Raw genomic sequence first — 20,579 nt, 5'->3', positions numbered from 1 at the left:
TGGAACTGAATCTTCATTTCCTTCTATATTAACACCCAAATCTTCAACATCATCATCTATTGACTCTTTTATCTTTATCTCTTCATTGTTGTCATTGAGGACTTTTACATCAAGGCAAAGTGCCTGAAGTTCCTTTATGAGAACTTTAAACGATTCTGGAACTCCTGGTTCCGGCACATTTTCACCTTTTACTATAGCTTCATAGGTCTTTACCCTTCCTACTACATCGTCAGATTTAACTGTAAGTATTTCCTGAAGGGTATGAGCCGCACCATATGCTTCAAGTGCCCATACTTCCATCTCACCAAATCTCTGGCCTCCAAATTGGGCCTTACCTCCAAGAGGCTGCTGGGTAACAAGTGAATACGGTCCTGTAGATCTAGCATGAATTTTATCGTCAACTAAATGTGCTAATTTTAGAATGTACATGTATCCAACTGTTACAAGCCTATCAAAAGGTTCTCCTGTTCTTCCGTCATACAGTACAGTTTTACCGTGGGATTTATAGCCTGCTTTCTGAAGACACTCCAAAATATCTTCCTCTCTGGCACCATCAAATACAGGCGTCGCTATATGCCACCCAAGTTTGCTTGCCGCCCACCCCAGATGAACTTCAAGTACCTGACCTATATTCATACGCGATGGAACTCCAAGAGGATTCAGGCATATCTGAAGGGGTCTTCCATCTGGTAAAAACGGCATATCCTCTTCTGGAAGCACTCTTGAGATAACACCCTTGTTACCATGTCTGCCCGACATTTTATCACCTACGGATATTTTCCTTTTCTGAGCTATGTAACATCTAACAAGTTTATTTACACCAGGTGGAAGTTCATCTCCATTTTCCCTAGTAAATACTCTCACATCAACAATTATTCCGTATTCTCCATGAGGAACTCTAAGCGACGTATCCCTGACTTCTCTAGCTTTTTCTCCAAATATAGCCCTTAAAAGCCTTTCCTCTGCTGTAAGTTCAGTTTCGCCTTTGGGAGTTACCTTTCCAACTAATATGTCTCCTGCTCTTACTTCTGCTCCTATTCTTATTATTCCTCTATCATCTATATCTTTAAGGGCATCTTCACCAACATTAGGTATATCTCTTGTAATTTCTTCAGGTCCAAGTTTTGTATCCCTTGCCTCGGATTCATATTCTTCTATGTGAATAGATGTAAATACATCATCCCTGACAAGTTCCTCAGATATAAGCATGGCATCTTCATAATTGTAGCCCTCCCAGGTTGTAAACCCCATTCTTATATTCTTTCCCAGAGCTATTTCACCTAAGTCTGTTGAAGGTCCATCTGCAATTACAGTTCCCTTGTCAACTTTTTCACCTGTTTTAACTATAGGCCTTTGATTTATACAAGTTCCCTGATTTGATCTTTTAAATTTAATCAGTCGGTAGGTGTCTATTCCTGCATCTGAATTTCTCTTTATCCTGATTTCATTTGCGCTTACATATACTACAGTTCCTGCATTTCTTGCCTTTGGAAGGACTCCTGAGTCTACAGCTGCTTTATATTCTATACCTGTACCTACTATAGGCGCCTGAGGTTTCAAAAGTGGTACAGCCTGCCTCTGCATGTTTGAGCCCATTAACGCACGGCTTGCATCATCATTTTCAAGAAAAGGTATCATGGCCGTAGCTACTGAAACAATTTGTCTCGGTGAAACATCTATAAAATCAACATCTTCACGAGGTACTACTATAACCTCACCTTTATCTCTAACTGTAACTCTAGTATCAATAAATTTGCTTTCCTCATCAAGAGGTTCATTCGCCTGACCTATTAGATATTCATCCTCTTCGTCTGCTGTCATATATACAATCTCATTAGTAACCACTCCAGTTGATTTATCCACTTTTCTATAAGGAGCTTCAATAAAGCCGTAATCATTCACCTTTGCATAGGTTGCAAGAGAGTTAATAAGACCTATATTAGGTCCTTCTGGAGTTTCTATAGGACACATTCTTCCATAATGAGAATTGTGAACATCTCTAACCTCAAATCCGGCTCTTTCTCGTGACAACCCTCCCGGTCCCAATGCTGAGAGTCTTCTCTTATGCGTGAGTTCGGATAGTGGATTAGTCTGGTCCATAAACTGCGAAAGCTGTGAACTTCCAAAAAACTCTTTTATTGATGCTGCTACAGGTCTTATATTTATAAGTGCCTGAGGCGTTATTACCTCTTGGTCCTGTATGGTCATTCTCTCTTTTACTACTCTTTCCATCCTTGAAAGACCTATTCTAAATTGATTTTGAAGCAATTCACCTACAGATCTAAGTCTTCTATTGCCAAGATGATCAATGTCGTCTGTATGACCTATATTATAAGCCAATCCCAGTTCATAGCTGATTGTGGCATATATATCATCTTTGACTATGTGTTTGGGAATCAACTCATGCATATGCTTTTTTATCTGATCCTTAATACTTTCTTCATCACTGTAATTATCCAATATTTCTTTTAATACCGGATAATGAACACTTTCTTTTATATTCAAATCATCTATATTAAAGTCAACAAAATTATGTATGTTCACAAAATTGTTACCTATTATTCTTAAAGTTGCGTCTTCTATCTGAATGTCTACTATATTTATACCGCATTGTTGTATATCAACAGCCTTATCTCTATCAATCCTATCACCTTTTTGAACCAGTATCTCCCCCGTCTGTGGGTTTACTATGTCCTTAGCTGCTATTTGATTGGCAATTCTAAGATAAAGCGCCAACTTTTTATTGAACTTATATCTTCCAACTCTAGAGAGATCATATCTCTTTGCATCAAAAAACAAAGAATCAATAAGTGACTGCGCACTGTCTACTGTAGGTGGTTCTCCCGGTCTCAACCTTTTATAAATCTCAAGCAGGGCCTCTTCATGAGTTTTAGTATTATCCTTCTCAATCGTAGCTTTTAATCTTTCATCTTCTCCAAAAAACTCAATAACTTCATTATCTGTACCATAGCCCATTGCTCTAGCTAAAATAGTTATGGGAAGTTTCCTTGTCTTATCAATTCTTACATATATTATATCATTTGAATCAGTCTCATACTCTAACCAGGCCCCCCTATTAGGAATAACCGTTGATGAGAAAAGCTTCTTACCTGTCTTGTCTAAAGACATATCATAATATACCCCTGGTGATCTTACAAGCTGACTTACTATAACTCTTTCCGCTCCATTAATTATAAAAGTTCCCTGTTCCGTCATGAGAGGGAAATCCCCCATAAAAACCTCTTGCTCCTTAACTTCTCCAGTTTCCTTATTCAATAACCTAACTTTCACCTTTAAAGGTGCCGCATAAGTAGCATCTCTTTCTTTACAATCCTCTACCGAGTATTTGATGTTATCCATATCAAGTTTGTAGCCTACAAATTCTAGATTAAGATTTGCAGTATAATCTTGAATAGGATTAATATCATCAAATACTTCCTGCAAGCCTTCTTTTAGAAACCAATTATATGAATCTAGCTGTACTTCAATTAGATTAGGCATATGACCTATTTCTTTAAGTCTGGAAAAGCTCATTCTAGTTCTTTTACCAACCTGGACAGGATGTACCATTGACTTTCACCCCTTGCATAAACTAAAAATAGCCAAAAACATCTACATATGTTTATGGATTCTTCATACTAATATCAAATTAGTATAACCTACTTTTTATAATTAATTCAAATTATACTAATTTGCAATTATCCTATTGATTTTTAATTAATCAATGCAATTTATTATATTAGCATAATACCAAATTTTTGTCAACAATGAATTAAAGGTTTTTAAAAATTATCTGAAGGTTTATAAAAGGAACGCTTTAAAACTAAAGCGTTCCTTTTATAAACTTCATTCTATAACTTTTATACTACTTTAATTCTACCGTAGCTCCAACTTCCTCAAATTTTGCTTTCATAGCTTCTGCATCTTCTTTACTTACAGCTTCTTTTATTGTCTTAGGAGCTCCGTCAACCAAAGCTTTAGCATCTTTTAATCCCAAGCCAGTTGCTTCTCTAACTACCTTTATAACTTTTATTTTTTGTGCTCCTGCTTCTTTCAAAACTACATCAAATTCAGTTTTTTCTGCAGCGCCTGCTCCATCTCCAGCAGCAGCTCCACCTGCAGCAGCTGCTGGAGCTGCTGCGCTTACACCAAATTCTTCTTCACATGCCTTTACTAATTCGTTTAATTCTAAAACACTCATATCTTTTATAGCCTGAATGATTTCTTCTTTACTCATTTAATATACACCTCCGAAATTTCTTCCTTTAATTATGCTTCTTCTGAAGCCGAATCTTTCTGTTTTGATATTGCATCTAATAAATATACAAATTTTGATACTGGAGCCTTGAAACTTCCAAGCAACTTCGCAATAAGTATTTCCTTTGATGGTACAGTGGCAAGTTTTTTAATTTTATCCTCATCAAAGAATTCTCCATCTACAATTCCACCTTTTAACTCTAAAGCTTTATGATCCTTTGCATAATTATTAATTACTCTTGCTGGAGCAGTAACATCCTCATATCCAAATGCTATTGATATTGGTCCTTTAAGGATTTGTTCTGCATCATTATATCCCAATTCCTTCGCAGCCAATGTAGATAATGTATTCTTGTAAACTTTATACTCTACACCTGCTTCTCTTAGACTCTTTCTAAGTTCTGTATCTTGCTCTACTGTTAATCCCTGGTATTTAGAGAATACTATACTTTTAGACTTTTCCATCTTTTCTTTTATCTCTTGGACCTTAGCTTCCTTTAATTCTCTATTTTTTGTCATCGCATTACACCTCCTCACGGTTATACTACAACTATAAAAATGATCCCTCCATAGACAAAAGAGAGACCAATTACTTTTCTTATATTGGAACCCTGGGTAGGTTGATAACCGTTATGCTCACGCACCTACTGTCTATGGAATATTTACTTATTTAATAAAATATCAATTTATTTTAATACTAATCCAAAACTTTAGTTGGATTTACCTTTACTCCAGGCCCCATAGTACTTGACAATACTACAGATTTTAAATATTGGCCCTTAGCTGCTGATGGCTTTGCTTTTATAATAGCATCCAACAGTGCATGAAAATTTTCTACCAATTTTCCTGACTCAAAAGATTTCTTACCTATTGGAACATGTATTATAGAAGTCTTATCCACCCTGTATTCAACTTTTCCAGCTTTAATTTCATTTATAGCTTTTGCTACATCAAAAGTTACGGTACCTGATTTAGGGTTTGGCATTAAGCCTTTCGGTCCAAGCACTCTACCCAATCTGCCTACAACACCCATCATATCCGGTGTTGCAACAACGATATCAAAATCAAACCAGTTTTCTTTTTGGATTTTTTCCACATATTCTTCTGCTCCTACAAAATCTGCTCCCGCATCTTTTGCTTCATCAACTTTACTGCCTTTTGCAAACACTAAAACTCTAACTTGTTTACCGGTTCCATTTGGAAGCACAACAGCTCCTCTAACTTGCTGATCTGCATGTCTTGGATCGACACCAAGTTTTAATGCAATTTCTATAGTTTCATCGAATTTAGCCTTTGCTGTTTTTAAAACTATATCTATTGCTTCTTCTGGTGAATACAATACATTTTTATCAATAAGCTTGACACTTTCTACATAATTTTTTCCCATTTAAAATCCTCCTCTGTGGTAATTAACGGCTTTTGCCTCCCACTATTTTGATCCATGCTATTCTTCCACAGTTATTCCCATACTTCTTGCTGTTCCTGCCACCATTCTCATAGCAGCCTCTATTGATCCTGCATTCAAATCAGGCATTTTTGTTTCTGCTATCTGCTTAACCTGTTCCTTTGTTACCTTGGCAACCTTTGTCTTATTTGGTACTCCGGAACCACTTTCAATTCCTGCAGCCTTTTTAAGTAATACTGCTGCTGGTGGAGTTTTCAATATAAAGCTGAATGATCTATCCTGATATACAGTAATTACCACTGGAATAATCAACCCAGCCTGATTATTAGTTTTAGCATTGAATTCTTTACAAAATCCCATGATATTTACACCATGCTGTCCAAGTGCCGGACCAACTGGTGGTGCTGGACTTGCCTTACCTGCAGGAAGCTGAAGCTTTATCATTCCTACTACCTTTTTAGCCATAATAACACCTCCTTAGTCTAACTTTTCTATTTGATTAAAATCAAGTTCAACAGGAGTTTCCCTGCCAAACATGTTTACTAATGCCTTAATCTTTTTCTTTTCAGTATTAATTTCCTGGATAACAGCCGAAAAATTTTCAAGAGGGCCAGACTTAACTTTTACATTTTCTCCTACTGATACATCTACATTTACAGGCTTTTCACTTATTCCCATGGTTCTAACTTCTTCATCTGTAAGGGGAACGGGCTTAGATCCAGGTCCGACAAAGCCTGTAACACCCCTAGTATTTCTAACTATATACCAAGAATCATCACTCATAACCATATGTATCAAAACATATCCTGGGAAAATTTTCTTAAGGGTTATTTTTTTCTTTCCATCTTTAATTTCAACCTGCTCTTCCATAGGAACTTGAACATCATCTATCCACTCATAGAGGTTTCTATTTTCTATGGTTTTCTCAAGGTTAGCTTTAACCTTATTTTCATAACCAGAATATGTATGAACTACATACCATCTAGCTTTATCTGCCATAATCTCAGGGACATGATATTTCTTAGTCCCTACCTCCTTTTACTATTATTTCAACATGTTTTGAACTATAAAATTGAATCCAAAATCCAATATTCCAACAATAACGGCATATACAGCACAAAATGCAATAACAGATATGGATGCTTTTTTTACATTTTCTTTTGATGCCCAAGTTATTCTATTAAATTCTAAAATTAAATCCTTAAAAAAATTGGACTTTTTATTAGATGAAACTGCATTTTTTTTAGTCTTTCTATTGCTTGTTGCCATTATATTCACACCCTTGAAATATTTCATACATTTAATTTATCTATGCCATTTTACTTTGTTTCCTTATGAACTGTATGTTTATGGCAAAATGGACAATACTTTTTCAACTCTAGTCTATCAGGATTATTTTTTTTGTTTTTAATCGTACTATAATTTCTCTGCTTACAATCCGTACATGCTAATGTCACTTTAACTCTCACTGCCATCACACCTCCTAATATCGTTGATGTATGTCAATTAATCCCCATAGAAGATGGGGTTTAACAAAATTATTTTTTAAAACATATCAAAAACTTCACATAGTTTATGACGATGATTGACAACACCGCATTTAATAAAAATTTATGTTCCTAATTTAGAATCCATAAACAATTAAACCATATGTATCTTAATAATTCTAAAATTACGCATTACTTATATACTTTATCACAGCTTAGTTTTTATGTCAATGAAAAATTTATATTTCTATAAGTTTTGAAAAGGACCAGATCCAAGAAACCCAGTCCTCTTTTCCCAAAAAGCTACTCTACAATTTTAGTAACTACACCTGAGCCAACTGTTCTTCCGCCTTCTCTTATTGCAAATCTCAGTCCTTCATGCATTGCTACCGGTGTTATAAGCTCTACATTCATGTCTATATGATCTCCAGGCATTACCATCTCTACTCCCTCTGGAAGGGCTATCGAGCCTGTTACATCTGTTGTCCTGAAATAAAACTGCGGTCTGTATCCATTGAAAAACGGAGTATGTCTTCCTCCTTCTTCTTTCTTCAATACATAAACCTGCCCTACAAATTTCTTGTGCGGATGTACTGTTCCCGGTTTTGACAATACCTGGCCTCTCTCTACTTCTTCTCTCTGTATTCCTCTCAACAGTACCCCTATGTTGTCTCCTGCCATTGCCTGGTCAAGAAGCTTCCTGAACATTTCCACTCCTGTACATACTGTCTTCTTCTTCTCTTCACTAAGTCCTACTATCTCAAGTTCGTCTCCTATCTTGAGCACTCCTGTCTCTACTCTTCCTGTTGCTACTGTTCCTCTTCCTGTTATTGTGAATATATCCTCTATTGGCATTAGGAATGGTTTATCTATTGGTCTTTCCGGTGTCGGTATATAATTATCTACTGCATCCATAAGCTCATGTATACACTTTGTTGCTTCTGGATCATCTGGATTTTCCAGTACCTTCAATGCACTTCCTACTATTATTGGAACGTCATCTCCTGGGAACCCATACTCACTCAACAATTCCCTTACTTCCATCTCAACCAATTCTATTAATTCAGGGTCATCTACCTGATCTGACTTATTCAAAAATACTACTATATACTGTACTCCTACCCTACTTGCCAGAAGTATATGCTCTCTTGTCTGCGGCATTGGTCCATCTGCTGCACTTACTACCAGGATTGCTCCATCCATCTGTGCTGCTCCTGTTATCATGTTCTTTACATAATCTGCATGTCCTGGACAGTCTACATGTGCATAGTGTCTCTTGTCTGTCTCATACTCTACGTGTGCTGTATTTATTGTTATTCCTCTTTCTTTCTCTTCTGGTGCCTTATCTATTTCATCATATTTTGTTGCTGCTGCTTTCCCCTCTTTTGCCAATACTGTCGTTATTGCTGCCGTCAGTGTTGTCTTACCATGGTCTACGTGTCCTATTGTCCCTATGTTTACATGTGGTTTCGTTCTCTCAAACTTCTCTTTTGACATTTTATTTTCTTCCTCCCTGTTTGTTCAAAATTTTAAGTTTTAATTAAGTAAACTCACCCTGGTGTGTTGCAATGTCATTTATATAATTTTATACTCTATTGGAGCCCATGACCAGGATTGAACTGGTGACCTCCACCTTACCAAGGTGACGCTCTGCCAACTGAGCTACATGGGCAATCTAAGTTGGAAGCGGGAGACGGGGATTGAACCCGCGACAACTAGCTTGGGAAGCTAGTGTTCTACCACTGAACTACTCCCGCCTATAAATATACAACTATGAGTTACATACCGATTATCAATTTTAATACATCTGCATTTCTTTGTCAATATTAATTTTATTTGTGGATTAAACATTTCTCTAATTTTCTTTTAACTCTTTGCAGCGCATTATCTATAGATTTTGCATGCCTATCTAAATCACACGCAATTTCCTGATAGGATTTACCATCTAAATAGGACATAAGCACTTCCATTTCCAGATCTGAAAGTATACCCCCTATTTCTCTCTGTATATGGTTTAATTCCTCTCTACTTATTATGAGTTCCTCAGGATCAGCTACCTTTGCTTCTGATAAGACATCCAACAAAGTCCTGTCAGATTCCTCGTCATATATAGGTTTATTAAGGGAAACATATGTATTCAACGGAATATGTTTCTGTCTTGTAGCTGTTTTTATAGCTGTTATTATTTGACGTGTTATACACAATTCAGCAAATGCCTTAAAAGATGATAATTTATCCGCCTTAAAATCTCTTATGGCTTTATACAAGCCAATCATTCCCTCTTGATATATGTCTTCTTTATCTGCTCCGATTAAAAAATAAGACTTTGCTTTCGATTTAACAAAGTTCTCATATTTATTAATCAAATATTCCTGAGCCCTTTTATTTCCATTTTTAGCTTCAGCAACTACTTCCTCATCCAAACTTTCTTTAAAGGAGGAAATTTTCTTACTAATATAACCCCTATTCTCCAAGCCTATCCCCCCAAAACAAATATACACCACATATTGATTATACATTAGAAATAAATTCATAGTCAATAGATTTTATTCACTTCTTCTAATTTTTTCTAGTTCATCTAATATCTTCTTATCTATTCTATCTTCTAAGGCATGTTTTTTGTCTGAGTAATTAATTTCAATTTTACTGTGAATTTTATGATTTATGGCCTCAACTTCCTTGCAAAATTCTAAAGAAGACATCCTAACTGCTCCTCTTTGAAAAACAAGCTGTTGCTCCAATTTATCTGAAGTTACTACAAACACCTCATTTTTACGCCCTATATTATTTACAGTTTTTTCTATATATGCATCTTCAGTTTCACCTTCCTTAGTAAATACTATGGTTACATTATCACTAACCTTTTCTTTTTTTTCCATACTTCCAGTAACCAGCTGTGCATCAAAAACTATAAATATTTTATATCCATTAAAAGCAGCATAATTTGTCAAAAGTTCTATAAGATGTTGTCTTGCCGATTCAAAACTATAATTTTTAGTTTGCTTTAATACAGACCAGCTATTTATTACATTATATCCGTCTACAAAAATATTTCTCACTTTTTATTCTCTTTTAACCTTTGCTTTAAAATTTCATACATTATTATTCCCCCTGCCATTGAAGCATTCAATGATGATATATTGCCTATCATTGGTACTCTTACAAGTACATCACATTTTTCTTTAACTAATTTTGAAATGCCATTTCCTTCATTTCCTATGACCAAGGCAGTATTCCCTGCGAAATCCGTATTAAAACAGTATTCTTCACCTTCCATATCTGCACCATATACCCATATTCCGCTCTTTTTCAATTTATCAATAGTTGAACTTATATTAGTTACTTTACATATCTTCATATGTTCAACCGCCCCGGCAGATGCCTTGTATACTATAGGCGTAACTCCCACATTACGCCTTTTGGGTATAATTATTCCATGTACGCCAAATACCTCTGCAGTCCTTATTATAGCGCCAAAATTATGTGGATCTTCTATTTCATCCAATATTAATATAAAGGGTTTTTCTTTCTTTTGCATTGAATATTGCAGTATATCTTCAACCTCACAATATTTATAAGGAGTAACCTTTGCAATTACACCCTGGTGCACTCCTGTATATGACATTTGGTCTAACTTTCTTTTGTCAATCTTTTTTACTGCAAGCTTTTTCTCTTTAGCCATTGCAAGTATCTTGTTTAGCGATCCTGTAATTTCACCATTTGAAACAAAAATTTGCTCAATTGTTTTATCAGATTTCAATGCTTCAATAACTGCATTTCTTCCTTCTATTATATCTTCTGCAAAATTATCTTTAGTACCTTTTTCTTTTATAAATCCATCTCTTTTCATGCTGTAAAATTTCAACCCCTTTTAAATCTTCAAACTGATTATAGAATCCAGAAGATATTTTAATCTATCTATTTTTTTAGTTAGATATAGATATCCAATAAGAGCTTCAAAACCCGTAGCAAATTTATATTCCTGAACATCTGCATTTTTAGGAATAGTGCCAGATTTTGTATTTCTACCTCGTTTGAAAAAATACAATTCCTCATCTGAAAGTTCACTGGACAATCTTTTTATAATTTCACTTTGAGAATGTGCTTTTACAAATTGCACAGCTTTAACATGAAGTTTATGAACTGGCATATCTCTATTTTTACTAACCAAATAAGATCTTATAAAGACTTCATATACTGCATCTCCTACAAATGCCAAAACAAGCGGGTTAAGATTTTTAACTTCTTTTTCGGTAAATACGCCGTTATACAAAAAATTTTCCATCTTATATTTTCTTCCATCTCACTCCCTGAGGTGTATCTTCAAGAATTATTCCTTCATCTTTTAATTCATCTCTTATTTTATCGGCCACAGCCCAATTCCTGTCTTTTCTTGCCTGCTGTCTTTGTTCTATCAACTGCTGTATATAATCTTCAATATTACCTTTTTTTGATTTCTGCAGGATTCCGAGAGGAGCACCAAGTTCTTTAATAATATCTAAGCAATAATTTATTAGTTGTTTGGAAGACTTATTATTTACATTAATATTTATGTCCTTTATGAGATCAAATATAACAGATATTGCGTCAGCGGTATTGAAATCATCATCCATTTTTTCTATGTATTTGCTTCTATATTCATTCAATTTATTTTTGTAATTTTTTTCAGTTTCAATTAGATTTTCTACTGAAGTCTCTTCTAAAAGATTCTCTAAATTTGCAATAGAATTATACACCCTATCTAAAGCAGATTTTGTTGAATCCAGAAGTTCTAAATTAAAATTTATCTGATTTCTATAGTGTCCGGATAACATGAACATTCTTATTACATCTGGATCATATTTTTGAAGTATTTCTCTTACTGTAAAAAAATTGTTGAGCGACTTTGACATCTTCTGATTATTGACATTTACAAAGGCAGAATGCATCCAATACTTTGCAAAAGGTTTTCCTGTTCTACTCTCACTCTGTGCTATTTCATTTTCATGATGCGGAAAAATCAGGTCAGCTCCTCCTGCATGAATATCTATTGTATCCCCCAATAAATTATATACCATGCATGAACACTCTATATGCCAACCTGGTCTTCCCATACCCCATGGACTTTTCCATGCAGGCTCACCAGGTTTCTGGTTCTTCCATACTGCAAAATCCATAGGATCCTGTTTCCTTTTATCTATATCTATCCTTGCTCCTGCTTGGAGATCTTCAATATTTTGTCCGGATAACTTGCCATACTCTTTAAATTTCTTAGTACTAAAATACACATCTCCATCTACTTCATATGCATATCCTATATCTATAAGATCTTTTACAAATGAAATTATTTGATCTATATATGCTGTAGCCCGTGGATTAGCAGTAGCTCTTTCTATATTCAGGGCATCTGCATCTTTATAGTATTCTTCTATAAATTTATCTCCAAGCTGTTCTACTGTTATAGCTTCTTCATTTGCCCTTCTAATCATTTTATCATCAATATCAGTAAAGTTTTGTACAAATTTTACTTTATATCCCCTATATTCAAAATATCTTCTCACTGTATCAAATACTACAAAAGTTCTCGCATTCCCTATGTGAAAAAAGTTATATACCGTGGGTCCACATACATACATGCTAACTTCCCCGGGAACCAGAGGTATAAATTCCTCTTTTCTATTAGTCATAGTATTATAAATTTTCATAGACATCTGCACTCCCTATTCAGTTTTAATTTTAATATATAGTCAGTATTCATTTTATCATATTATTATATAATATAAAGTCTGTAAATTTCATTTTCATTTAAAATAAATCCCCTGCCGCATGTATTTGAGACAGGGGAGCCAAACTCAGCTTATATAAAACTTTTAACTATCATCTTAGCAGTATTGAGATCATCAGGTACAGTTATCTTTATATTATTGTAACTTCCTCTATATAAATACACTTTATTTTCATAGTGCTCAACTACCATTGTATCATCCGTAACTTTAAGGCCTTCCTCCAAAATTTTTCTATGACATTCCAGAATAAGCTTATAGTGGAAGCATTGAGGTGTCTGTACCATTGCGAGTTTTCCCCTATCTAATGTACTTATGGAAAACCCTTCTCTATTTTTAATTTTTATAGTGTCTTTAGGCTCTACACCACAAGCACATGCACTATAAAGCTTAGAAAACTTTATACCATCATTTATCATTCGATCTGTAACAAAAGGCCTTGCTCCATCATGAATTAATACTATATTACATTTATATTTTTCCAAGGCATTAAGTCCATTTAGAACTGAATTCTGTCGTTCATCTCCACCTTCAACAATATCCAAAACCTTTGTAAAATTATATTTCTCAACTATTTCATGTCTACAATATTCAATCTCACTTTTTGAACAAACCAGTACTATGCCGTCAACAAATTTATTTTTAGAAAACGTATCTACAGAATAATAAAGAATTGGTTTCCCATCTATATTTATAAACTGCTTATTTATATCAGCATGCATTCTAGTTCCTTTTCCTGCCGCTACTATAATAGCATAATTTCCTTCCATATCAGAACTCCTCTTTTTGTTTTGCAAATATCATTCTTCCTGCCGCCGTTTGTAATACAGAAGTCACAACTACATCTTTTGTATCCCCTATATATTTTCTTCCACCTTCTATAACTATCATAGTACCATCATCAAGATAGGCTATCCCCTGTCCCGACTCCTTACCATCTTTAATTATCTGTACCTTCATCTCTTCACCCGGGAGTACAACTGGCTTAACCGCATTTGCAAGTTCATTTATGTTTAAGACAGGCACACCCTGGAATTCAGCCACTTTGTTTAAATTATAATCATTTGTTATAACCTTCCCATTTAATACCTGGGAAAGTTTCAAAAGTTTACTGTCAACCTCCTTTATATCAGGGAAATCTTTTTCATATATTTTTACAGCTATATTCAATTCCTTCTGTATCTTGTTGAGTATATCAAGCCCCCTTCTTCCTCTAGTTCTCTTCAAGCCATCTGAAGAATCCGCTATATGTCTGAGTTCTGCCAGTACAAAAGTTGGAATTATTAACGGCCCTTCTATAAAACCAGTCTGACATATATCAAATATTCTTCCATCAATTATTACAGATGTATCAAGTACCTTAGGACATACACTACCAAACTCTCCTTTATTCTTCTTATCCTTAGTATTTTGGGATCTTTTTATAGATATACTTCCAAATAGACTTATCAGTTCTTCTTTTTTCTTTATTGCGAGATTTCCTCCTAGAGCAGCCATAAGTACAGCTACTACTACTGCAAGTATTGTCCCTATAACTGGTATTCTAGCCAGTAAATTTACAAACAGAGCTGATATAAGCAATCCTAAAAGTGCACCTACAAGTCCAATCAGGATTTCAACTGCAGGAAGTTTTTGAAGGCTTCTTTCAATGTAATCCATAATCTTCATTATAAGCAAATTAATCCACGGCGATATTAAAAATAATATAATTCCAAAAATTGCAGTTATTATAATTAAAAACAAAGCTGTGCCTACAGGTCCATTACTTAAATAACCCAATCTACCAAAGTAATGACTGTGAATTAAAGCTTCTCCAAGCAAATATCCAATTATCAAGCCTATTATTGTAAAAAGTCCTCTCAGTATTTTTTTTAGCAATAGACTCACCTCCTTATAAAATTTTCTCTATTAAATGTGTTTATATCGCTAATACATCGTTAATACTAATATATATTAACAAAATATTTTTTTCAATAAAACTCCATTCTTTTAATAAATTATTTACTAAAATTTCTTATTTTAATCAGAATATCGTAATTATGCTTAAATAAAACTTTGTAAATATCCCCCTGTTCATAATACCATAATTAGATTATCATGTATCTATAAAAGGAAATGTCTATATGCCTTGTTGACAAAATTATCTAACGAAAATTATAATTAACCTATAGATAAGTACGCTAATTCTAAATAAGGAGTTGAACTGAATGAAGGATATAATCTTTGACGATTTTCAAAATGCAGTTAATGAATCATTACTGAGACATAAAAGTATTTTAGATATAATAACTAAACTTCAGGAATCCAATGGAAGAATAAACAGAGCAATAGCAAAATCAGTTACAAATTGTGGATGCATAAAAATTTCTGCTGAAAAGCAACATTTACCTTGTGATAAAGATAATCTTGACATAGATTCCCTAAAGGATTGCCTAAAAACCCACTTGGATGGTAATTTATGTGATACCTGCCGGGAAATTATCACAGATGAAATAGGTAATAACCTTTTTTATTTAACTTCTTTATGCAATATATTAAATCTAAATTTATATGATATACTATTGAAGGAACACGATAAAATAAGTACTTTAGGGAAATACTCCTTTAGGTGAACTTGTGCACAAAATAATTATGTATTATTATTTTGTGCTAAAGTTGTCATCTACTAGCATCTGTTCTCTCAATCTTCTAAGTCCATTTTTTATAGCCCTGGCCCTTGCTTCTCCAATTCCCTCAACACTGTCCAGTTCTTCATAAGATGCCTCTATGGCACCTTTCAATTCTCTGAAATTCTTCACCAGATTTTCTATTACATTCGTTGGTATTCTAGGTATCTTATTCAACATCCTGTATCCTCTTGGTGAAATTAACGTATCCACAAGGGGTACACCTGTATATCCCAAAGTCCTTGCAATACAATCCAAATTTAAAATCTCATCTTGAGACATTCCTTGTATTTGCTTGTAAATTTCATCGTAATCAATATCCTTTTGGCAATAATCTCTTATCATCCATATTCCATCCTGCTCAATATCTTTTATTAATTCATTTAGCTGCATCGATATAAGTCTTCCTTCATTGCCAAGTTCACATATATATATTTCAATCTCAGATACTATACGCATTACCATTTCAGTCCTCTGAATAGCTGTCATAACATCAAACAATGTGACCATGTCCTGAAATTCCAATATATTTAAATTATTTATAACTCTTTCTAATACAGAAACATACTTTTCCAATGTCTGAAGCGCCTGGTTTGCTCTCGCCAATATTATACTACTATCCCTTAGCACATATTTTATATATCCCTTATATATGGTTATTATATTTCTTCTTTGGGAAATTGCAATTACTATGGCTCCTGTTTGTTTTGCCACCCTATCCGCAGTCCTATGTCTTGTTCCTGTTTCAAAGGTAACAATACCTGAATCAGGAATAAGCTGTGCATTTGCACATAATATCTTCTTGAGATCACTGCTTAAAACTATGGCTCCATCCATTTTTGCAAGTTCATAGACATATGAAGAACTATAATCAGAATTTATAGTAAATCCTCCATCTACAACTTTTAATATTTGCTCACTATCTCCAAGAAGCAAAAGCCCCCCAGTCTTTGCCCTAAGTATATTTTCAAGCCCATCTCTAAGTTGTGTACCTGGTGCAAGAAGTTTAAGCATACTTTTTAATTCTCTATTTTTTTCTATTCTCAAAATTATCACCTTAAATCAAAAGACTTTATTTAATGCCTCTTTAAGGGAAGACACACCCATAATATTTATTTCGCTACTATTTATTTTCTCTTTATTTCTATTTGGAACTAATATGTTTTTAAACCCCATTTTCATAGCTTCATTAATAATTCTATCACAAAATGATACCGGTCGTACCTCACCTGTAAGTCCAACTTCTCCGACAACAAGAAGATTTTTCAATCTCGATTCTGCAGACTTTGCACTTGAAATAAGCGAAAGCGCAAGTCCTAAATCCCCATAGGTACCTTCTATTTCAAGTCCTCCAACTACATTGACATAAACATCACAATTATAAAAAGGAATTTTTAATTTTTTCTCAAGTACAGCTAAAATAAGATTTAGCCGTGAATTATCAATACCAACAGCAGTTCTTCTTGGCATTACAGCTTTGGTTTGACTAACCAATGCCTGTATTTCTATAAGTATTGGTCTCGTTCCTTCCATAATACCAATAACCATGGAACCTTCCTGCTGAAAATTCTTCTCTTCCAAAAACACCTGGGATGGATTAGATATTTCTAAAAGTCCACTTTCTTTCATTTCAAATACACCAATTTCACTTGTGGTACCAAACCTATTTTTTATAGTCCTAATAATTCTAAATTCTTCAGTTCTTTCTCCCTCAAAGAAAAGAACCGTATCCACCATATGTTCTAATACCCTAGGTCCCGCCAATTCTCCCTGTTTCGTAATATGCGCTACTATGAAAAAAGATATATCATTCACCTTTCCCATCCGCATAATATCATTAGAACTTTCTCTAACCTGGGAAACGCTCCCAGGCGCTGATCCTACAGTATCTTTAAACAATGTCTGTATTGAGTCTATTATAACAAATATGGGTCTAATATTTTCTATATGTTCCTCTATTTTCCCCAGATTTGTTTCTGAAAGCACATAGATATTGTCTGACAAAGTATTCAATCTATCCCCCCTCATTTTTATCTGCTCTTCTGACTCCTCTCCAGATATATAAAGCACTTTTCCATATTTTTTTGCAATATTATTTGCCGTTTGAAGAAGCAATGTAGATTTGCCTATACCTGGAGCACCCGATATAAGAGTTAGAGAACCTTTAACAATTCCTCCTCCCAATACCCTATTTAACTCATTTATTCCAGTATCAAACCTTGCATATTCTCCGGACTTTATATTATTAATATTTTGAGGCTGGCCATTACCTCCAATGCCATGGCAATCACTAAGATTACTTTTTTTATCAATGGTTTTGACTTCCTCTACCATGCTATTCCACTTATTACAATTAGGACATTTACCTAGCCATTTTAATGATTCATATCCACAATTCTGGCAGATAAAAACAGTTTTTATCTTTGTCACTTTATAATCTCCTCCATATAACAATAATTATACATTATAAAATCTAACTTTTGCAGTAGTTTATCCAACTTTTTAAATTATCAAGAATACCCCATACTCTAAAGCATGGGGTATTCCAAAATCTATTCTACTTTACTAAATTCCAGTTTATCATCATTTACACTTACCTTTACTTTGTCTCCCTTCTTTACGTTTCCCTTTAGCATTTCTTCTGAAAGTTTGTCTTCTACAGTTTTAGTAATAGCTCTTCTAAGCGGCCTTGCTCCATAATTTATATCAAATCCTTGCTTAGTCAAATATTCTTGTGCATTTTCTGTAAAATCAATTTCTATATCCTGCTCTTTCAATCGTGAAGAAACTTCATTTAACATAAGCTTTACTATCTTCTTCAAATCATCTTTTTCAAGTTTTCTAAATACTATAATATCATCAATTCTATTTAAAAATTCAGGTCTGAAAGAATTCTTAAGTTCATCCATTATGTTATCCTTCATTCTTTCGTAATCATCTTCTCTATTACTTTCCTCACTTCCCGATGTAAATCCCATAAATTTTTGTTTCTTTATAGTAGATGCACCAACATTTGATGTCATTATTACTATAGTATTTTTAAAATTTACAGTCTTACCTTTTCCATCTGTCAGTCTCCCATCTTCAAGTATCTGAAGTAATATATTGAATATCTCGGGGTTTGCTTTCTCTATTTCATCAAACAATACTACGGAATAAGGGTTCCTTCTTACTTTTTCGGTGAGCTGACCACCTTCATCATGTCCAACATATCCAGGAGGCGATCCAATAAGTCTTGATACTGTATGCTTTTCCATATACTCCGACATATCAATCCTTATCATATTATTCTCATCACCAAACATAGCTTCTGCCAATGCCTTGGACAGCTCTGTCTTTCCTACTCCTGTAGGTCCGAGAAAAATAAATGAACCTATAGGTCTATTTGGATCTTTCAATCCAACTCTTGCTCTTCTTACTGCCCTGGATATAGATTTTACTGCATCGTCTTGGCCTATAACCCTTTGATGAAGTATATCTTCAAGTTTAAGAAGCCTTTCGGATTCCTTTTCTGTTAATTTTTGAACTGGTATATTAGTCCATTGTGATACTACAGATGCAATATGCTCCTCTGTAACTTTTAGGGTAGATACCTGCTTTTCGGTTTTCCAATCAGTTTTCATACCTTCGAGCTTATCTTTTAAAGCTTTTTCCTTATCTCTAAGCTTAGCGGCCTTTTCAAAATCCTGTACCCTTATTGAATCTTCTTTTTCTTTCGTTATCTTTTCAAGATCTGTTTCTATTTTTTTTACATCAGGCGGTGCTATTAAATTTTGTATCCTAATTTTAGCACATGCTTCATCAATGAGATCTATTGCCTTGTCAGGAAGATATCTGTCAGTTATATATCTATCTGACATATTCACTGCAGCCTCAATTGATTCATCTGTTATCTTTACCCTGTGATGGGCTTCATATTTGTCCCTGAGACCTTTTAATATAAGCACTGCTTCCTCTTTTGTAGGTTCACCTACCATTATAGGTTGAAATCTTCTCTCAAGCGCTGAATCTTTTTCTATATACTTCCTATATTCATCTATAGTAGTTGCTCCAATACATTGTATTTCACCTCTAGCTAGAGCTGGTTTAAGTATATTAGAAGCATCAATAGCTCCCTCTGCTGCACCAGCACCGATTATTGTATGGATTTCATCTATGAATAATATCACATTACCGGATTTTCTTATCTCTTCCATTACTTTTTTGAGTCTTTCCTCAAACTCACCTCTATACTTGGAACCGGCAATCATTGAAGAAAGATCAAGAGTTACAACTCGCTTTCCCCTTAAGAGTTCAGGTATATTTGACGAAACTATTTTTTGAGCCAATCCCTCAGCTATGGCAGTCTTACCTACACCAGGATCTCCTATCAAACAAGGATTGTTTTTTGTCCTTCTGCTCAATATCTCAAGCACTCTCTGAGTTTCCTTTTCCCTTCCTATTACAGGGTCAAGTTTTCCTTCCCTTGCCATATCTGTCAAGTCACGTCCAAATTGGTCCAAAGTTGGAGTTGGCTCTCCAGCACCCTTTTTACCACTGTTGGAATTTGCTGACTGCTCTCCAGATAGTGAATTTGTCAGCTCTTTTCTCAACTTATTAAAATCTGCGCCAAGATTATTTAGAATAGTAAATGCAACTCCCTCAGCTTCTCTTATAAGTGCAAGAAGTATATGCTCCGGGCTTATATAGTTGTGATTAAGATTCCTTGCCTCAAATAAACTCAATTCTAAGAGTCTTTTTGTTCTTGGTGTAAGAGGTATTTCATTATTGTATAGTTCTATTTCCCCTTTTCCTTCATACTCTTCTATAAGAGCCTTTACATTTTGAGCTGTGATATTCATACTATTCAAAAGGCTCTTGGATATACCCTCCTCCCTTAGTATTCCCAACAGAATATGCTCTGTTCCTACATAACCATGCTTTAGAGACTGGGCTTCTTCCTGGGCATATATAATTACCTTTTGAGCTCTTTCCGTAAATCTTCCAAACATCATAGTATATT

General features: G+C 34.5%; 19 protein-coding genes, 2 tRNA genes, 1 pseudogene and 1 other annotated feature. Of the genes and pseudogenes, 1 reads left to right on the top strand and 21 read right to left on the bottom strand.

What is annotated here, in order from left to right; genetic code table 11:
- Positions 1-11: 11 nt before the first annotated feature.
- From rpoB to LKE46_RS15705, 18 genes and pseudogenes are all read right to left on the bottom strand, one after another.
- Positions 12-3,570, bottom strand: a pseudogene (gene rpoB / locus LKE46_RS15790) (DNA-directed RNA polymerase subunit beta); the annotation flags it as partial.
- A 295-nt stretch (positions 3,571-3,865) separates the two neighbouring features.
- A complete protein-coding gene (gene rplL, locus LKE46_RS15785) occupies positions 3,866-4,237 on the bottom strand; it encodes a 50S ribosomal protein L7/L12 (protein ID WP_291724474.1) in 372 nt (123 codons plus the stop codon).
- 32 nt (positions 4,238-4,269) lie between these two features.
- On the bottom strand, positions 4,270-4,776 hold the full coding sequence (gene rplJ, locus LKE46_RS15780; RefSeq protein ID WP_291724471.1) for a 50S ribosomal protein L10: 507 nt from the start codon (positions 4,774-4,776) through the stop codon (positions 4,270-4,272).
- A 25-nt stretch (positions 4,777-4,801) separates the two neighbouring features.
- Positions 4,802-4,932: a sequence feature (ribosomal protein L10 leader region), on the bottom strand.
- A gap of 22 nt (positions 4,933-4,954) precedes the next feature.
- Complete coding sequence (gene rplA, locus LKE46_RS15775; RefSeq protein WP_291724468.1) at positions 4,955-5,644, bottom strand: 50S ribosomal protein L1; 690 nt, start codon at positions 5,642-5,644, stop codon at positions 4,955-4,957.
- A 57-nt stretch (positions 5,645-5,701) separates the two neighbouring features.
- Complete coding sequence (gene rplK / locus LKE46_RS15770) at positions 5,702-6,127, bottom strand: 50S ribosomal protein L11 (protein WP_291724465.1); 426 nt, start codon at positions 6,125-6,127, stop codon at positions 5,702-5,704.
- A 12-nt stretch (positions 6,128-6,139) separates the two neighbouring features.
- Positions 6,140-6,661, bottom strand: coding sequence for a transcription termination/antitermination protein NusG (nusG, locus tag LKE46_RS15765; RefSeq protein WP_291724463.1), 522 nt, complete (start codon positions 6,659-6,661; stop codon positions 6,140-6,142).
- Positions 6,662-6,706: 45 nt separating this feature from the next.
- Positions 6,707-6,931, bottom strand: a complete 225-nt coding sequence (gene secE, locus LKE46_RS15760; RefSeq protein ID WP_291725719.1) for a preprotein translocase subunit SecE — start codon at positions 6,929-6,931, stop codon at positions 6,707-6,709.
- 50 nt (positions 6,932-6,981) lie between these two features.
- Entirely contained in the window at positions 6,982-7,131 is a 150-nt protein-coding gene (gene rpmG / locus LKE46_RS15755) for a 50S ribosomal protein L33 (RefSeq protein ID WP_291724460.1), read from the bottom strand.
- A 321-nt stretch (positions 7,132-7,452) separates the two neighbouring features.
- Positions 7,453-8,646 carry an elongation factor Tu gene (tuf, locus tag LKE46_RS15750; RefSeq protein WP_291724456.1) on the bottom strand — a complete coding sequence of 398 codons (1,194 nt, stop codon included), beginning with the start codon at positions 8,644-8,646 and terminating at the stop codon, positions 7,453-7,455.
- Between the two features lie 99 nt (positions 8,647-8,745).
- Positions 8,746-8,821, bottom strand: a tRNA-Thr gene (locus tag LKE46_RS15745).
- A 13-nt stretch (positions 8,822-8,834) separates the two neighbouring features.
- Positions 8,835-8,906, bottom strand: a tRNA-Gly gene (locus LKE46_RS15740).
- A 75-nt stretch (positions 8,907-8,981) separates the two neighbouring features.
- The gene (gene sigH / locus LKE46_RS15735) at positions 8,982-9,623 is read right to left on the bottom strand and encodes an RNA polymerase sporulation sigma factor SigH (protein WP_291724452.1); all 642 of its coding nucleotides are present in this window, start codon (positions 9,621-9,623) and stop codon (positions 8,982-8,984) included.
- Between the two features lie 72 nt (positions 9,624-9,695).
- Positions 9,696-10,208, bottom strand: a complete 513-nt coding sequence (locus LKE46_RS15730; protein ID WP_291724449.1) for an NYN domain-containing protein — start codon at positions 10,206-10,208, stop codon at positions 9,696-9,698.
- Positions 10,205-10,999: a 23S rRNA (guanosine(2251)-2'-O)-methyltransferase RlmB gene (rlmB, locus tag LKE46_RS15725; RefSeq protein WP_291724447.1), complete on the bottom strand. Its 795-nt coding sequence runs from the start codon at positions 10,997-10,999 to the stop codon at positions 10,205-10,207. Before rlmB ends, LKE46_RS15730 begins: the two co-directional genes overlap by 4 nt.
- Before the next feature lie 21 nt (positions 11,000-11,020).
- Positions 11,021-11,434 carry a Mini-ribonuclease 3 gene (locus tag LKE46_RS15720; RefSeq protein WP_291724444.1) on the bottom strand — a complete coding sequence of 138 codons (414 nt, stop codon included), beginning with the start codon at positions 11,432-11,434 and terminating at the stop codon, positions 11,021-11,023.
- A 1-nt stretch (position 11,435) separates the two neighbouring features.
- Complete coding sequence (gene cysS / locus LKE46_RS15715) at positions 11,436-12,833, bottom strand: cysteine--tRNA ligase (protein ID WP_291724441.1); 1,398 nt, start codon at positions 12,831-12,833, stop codon at positions 11,436-11,438.
- 152 nt (positions 12,834-12,985) lie between these two features.
- Complete coding sequence (ispD, locus tag LKE46_RS15710; RefSeq protein WP_291724438.1) at positions 12,986-13,681, bottom strand: 2-C-methyl-D-erythritol 4-phosphate cytidylyltransferase; 696 nt, start codon at positions 13,679-13,681, stop codon at positions 12,986-12,988.
- A 1-nt stretch (position 13,682) separates the two neighbouring features.
- On the bottom strand, positions 13,683-14,789 hold the full coding sequence (locus tag LKE46_RS15705; RefSeq protein WP_291724435.1) for a PIN/TRAM domain-containing protein: 1,107 nt from the start codon (positions 14,787-14,789) through the stop codon (positions 13,683-13,685).
- 329 nt (positions 14,790-15,118) lie between these two features.
- On the opposite strand from LKE46_RS15705, the gene LKE46_RS15700 reads away from it, so the two are divergent.
- The gene (locus tag LKE46_RS15700; protein ID WP_291724432.1) at positions 15,119-15,523 is read left to right on the top strand and encodes a DUF1573 domain-containing protein; all 405 of its coding nucleotides are present in this window, start codon (positions 15,119-15,121) and stop codon (positions 15,521-15,523) included.
- A gap of 27 nt (positions 15,524-15,550) precedes the next feature.
- Here the strand turns inward: LKE46_RS15700 and disA are convergent, their stop codons facing one another.
- The 3 genes from disA to LKE46_RS15685 all read right to left on the bottom strand — a co-directional run bounded on the left by disA (position 15,551) and on the right by LKE46_RS15685 (position 20,571).
- A complete protein-coding gene (disA, locus tag LKE46_RS15695) occupies positions 15,551-16,624 on the bottom strand; it encodes a DNA integrity scanning diadenylate cyclase DisA (RefSeq protein ID WP_291724428.1) in 1,074 nt (357 codons plus the stop codon).
- 15 nt (positions 16,625-16,639) lie between these two features.
- Positions 16,640-18,007, bottom strand: coding sequence for a DNA repair protein RadA (gene radA / locus LKE46_RS15690; protein ID WP_291724425.1), 1,368 nt, complete (start codon positions 18,005-18,007; stop codon positions 16,640-16,642).
- 122 nt (positions 18,008-18,129) lie between these two features.
- Positions 18,130-20,571: an ATP-dependent Clp protease ATP-binding subunit gene (locus LKE46_RS15685; RefSeq protein WP_291724422.1), complete on the bottom strand. Its 2,442-nt coding sequence runs from the start codon at positions 20,569-20,571 to the stop codon at positions 18,130-18,132.
- Positions 20,572-20,579 lie beyond the last annotated feature (8 nt).

Origin of the sequence: Clostridium sp. (assembly GCF_022482905.1) — a bacterium.
Taxonomy (GTDB): domain Bacteria; phylum Bacillota; class Clostridia; order Clostridiales; family Clostridiaceae; genus Clostridium_B.
The sequence above is the reverse complement of the archived record's forward strand: the minus strand, read 5'-3'. Positions and strand labels throughout refer to the sequence as shown.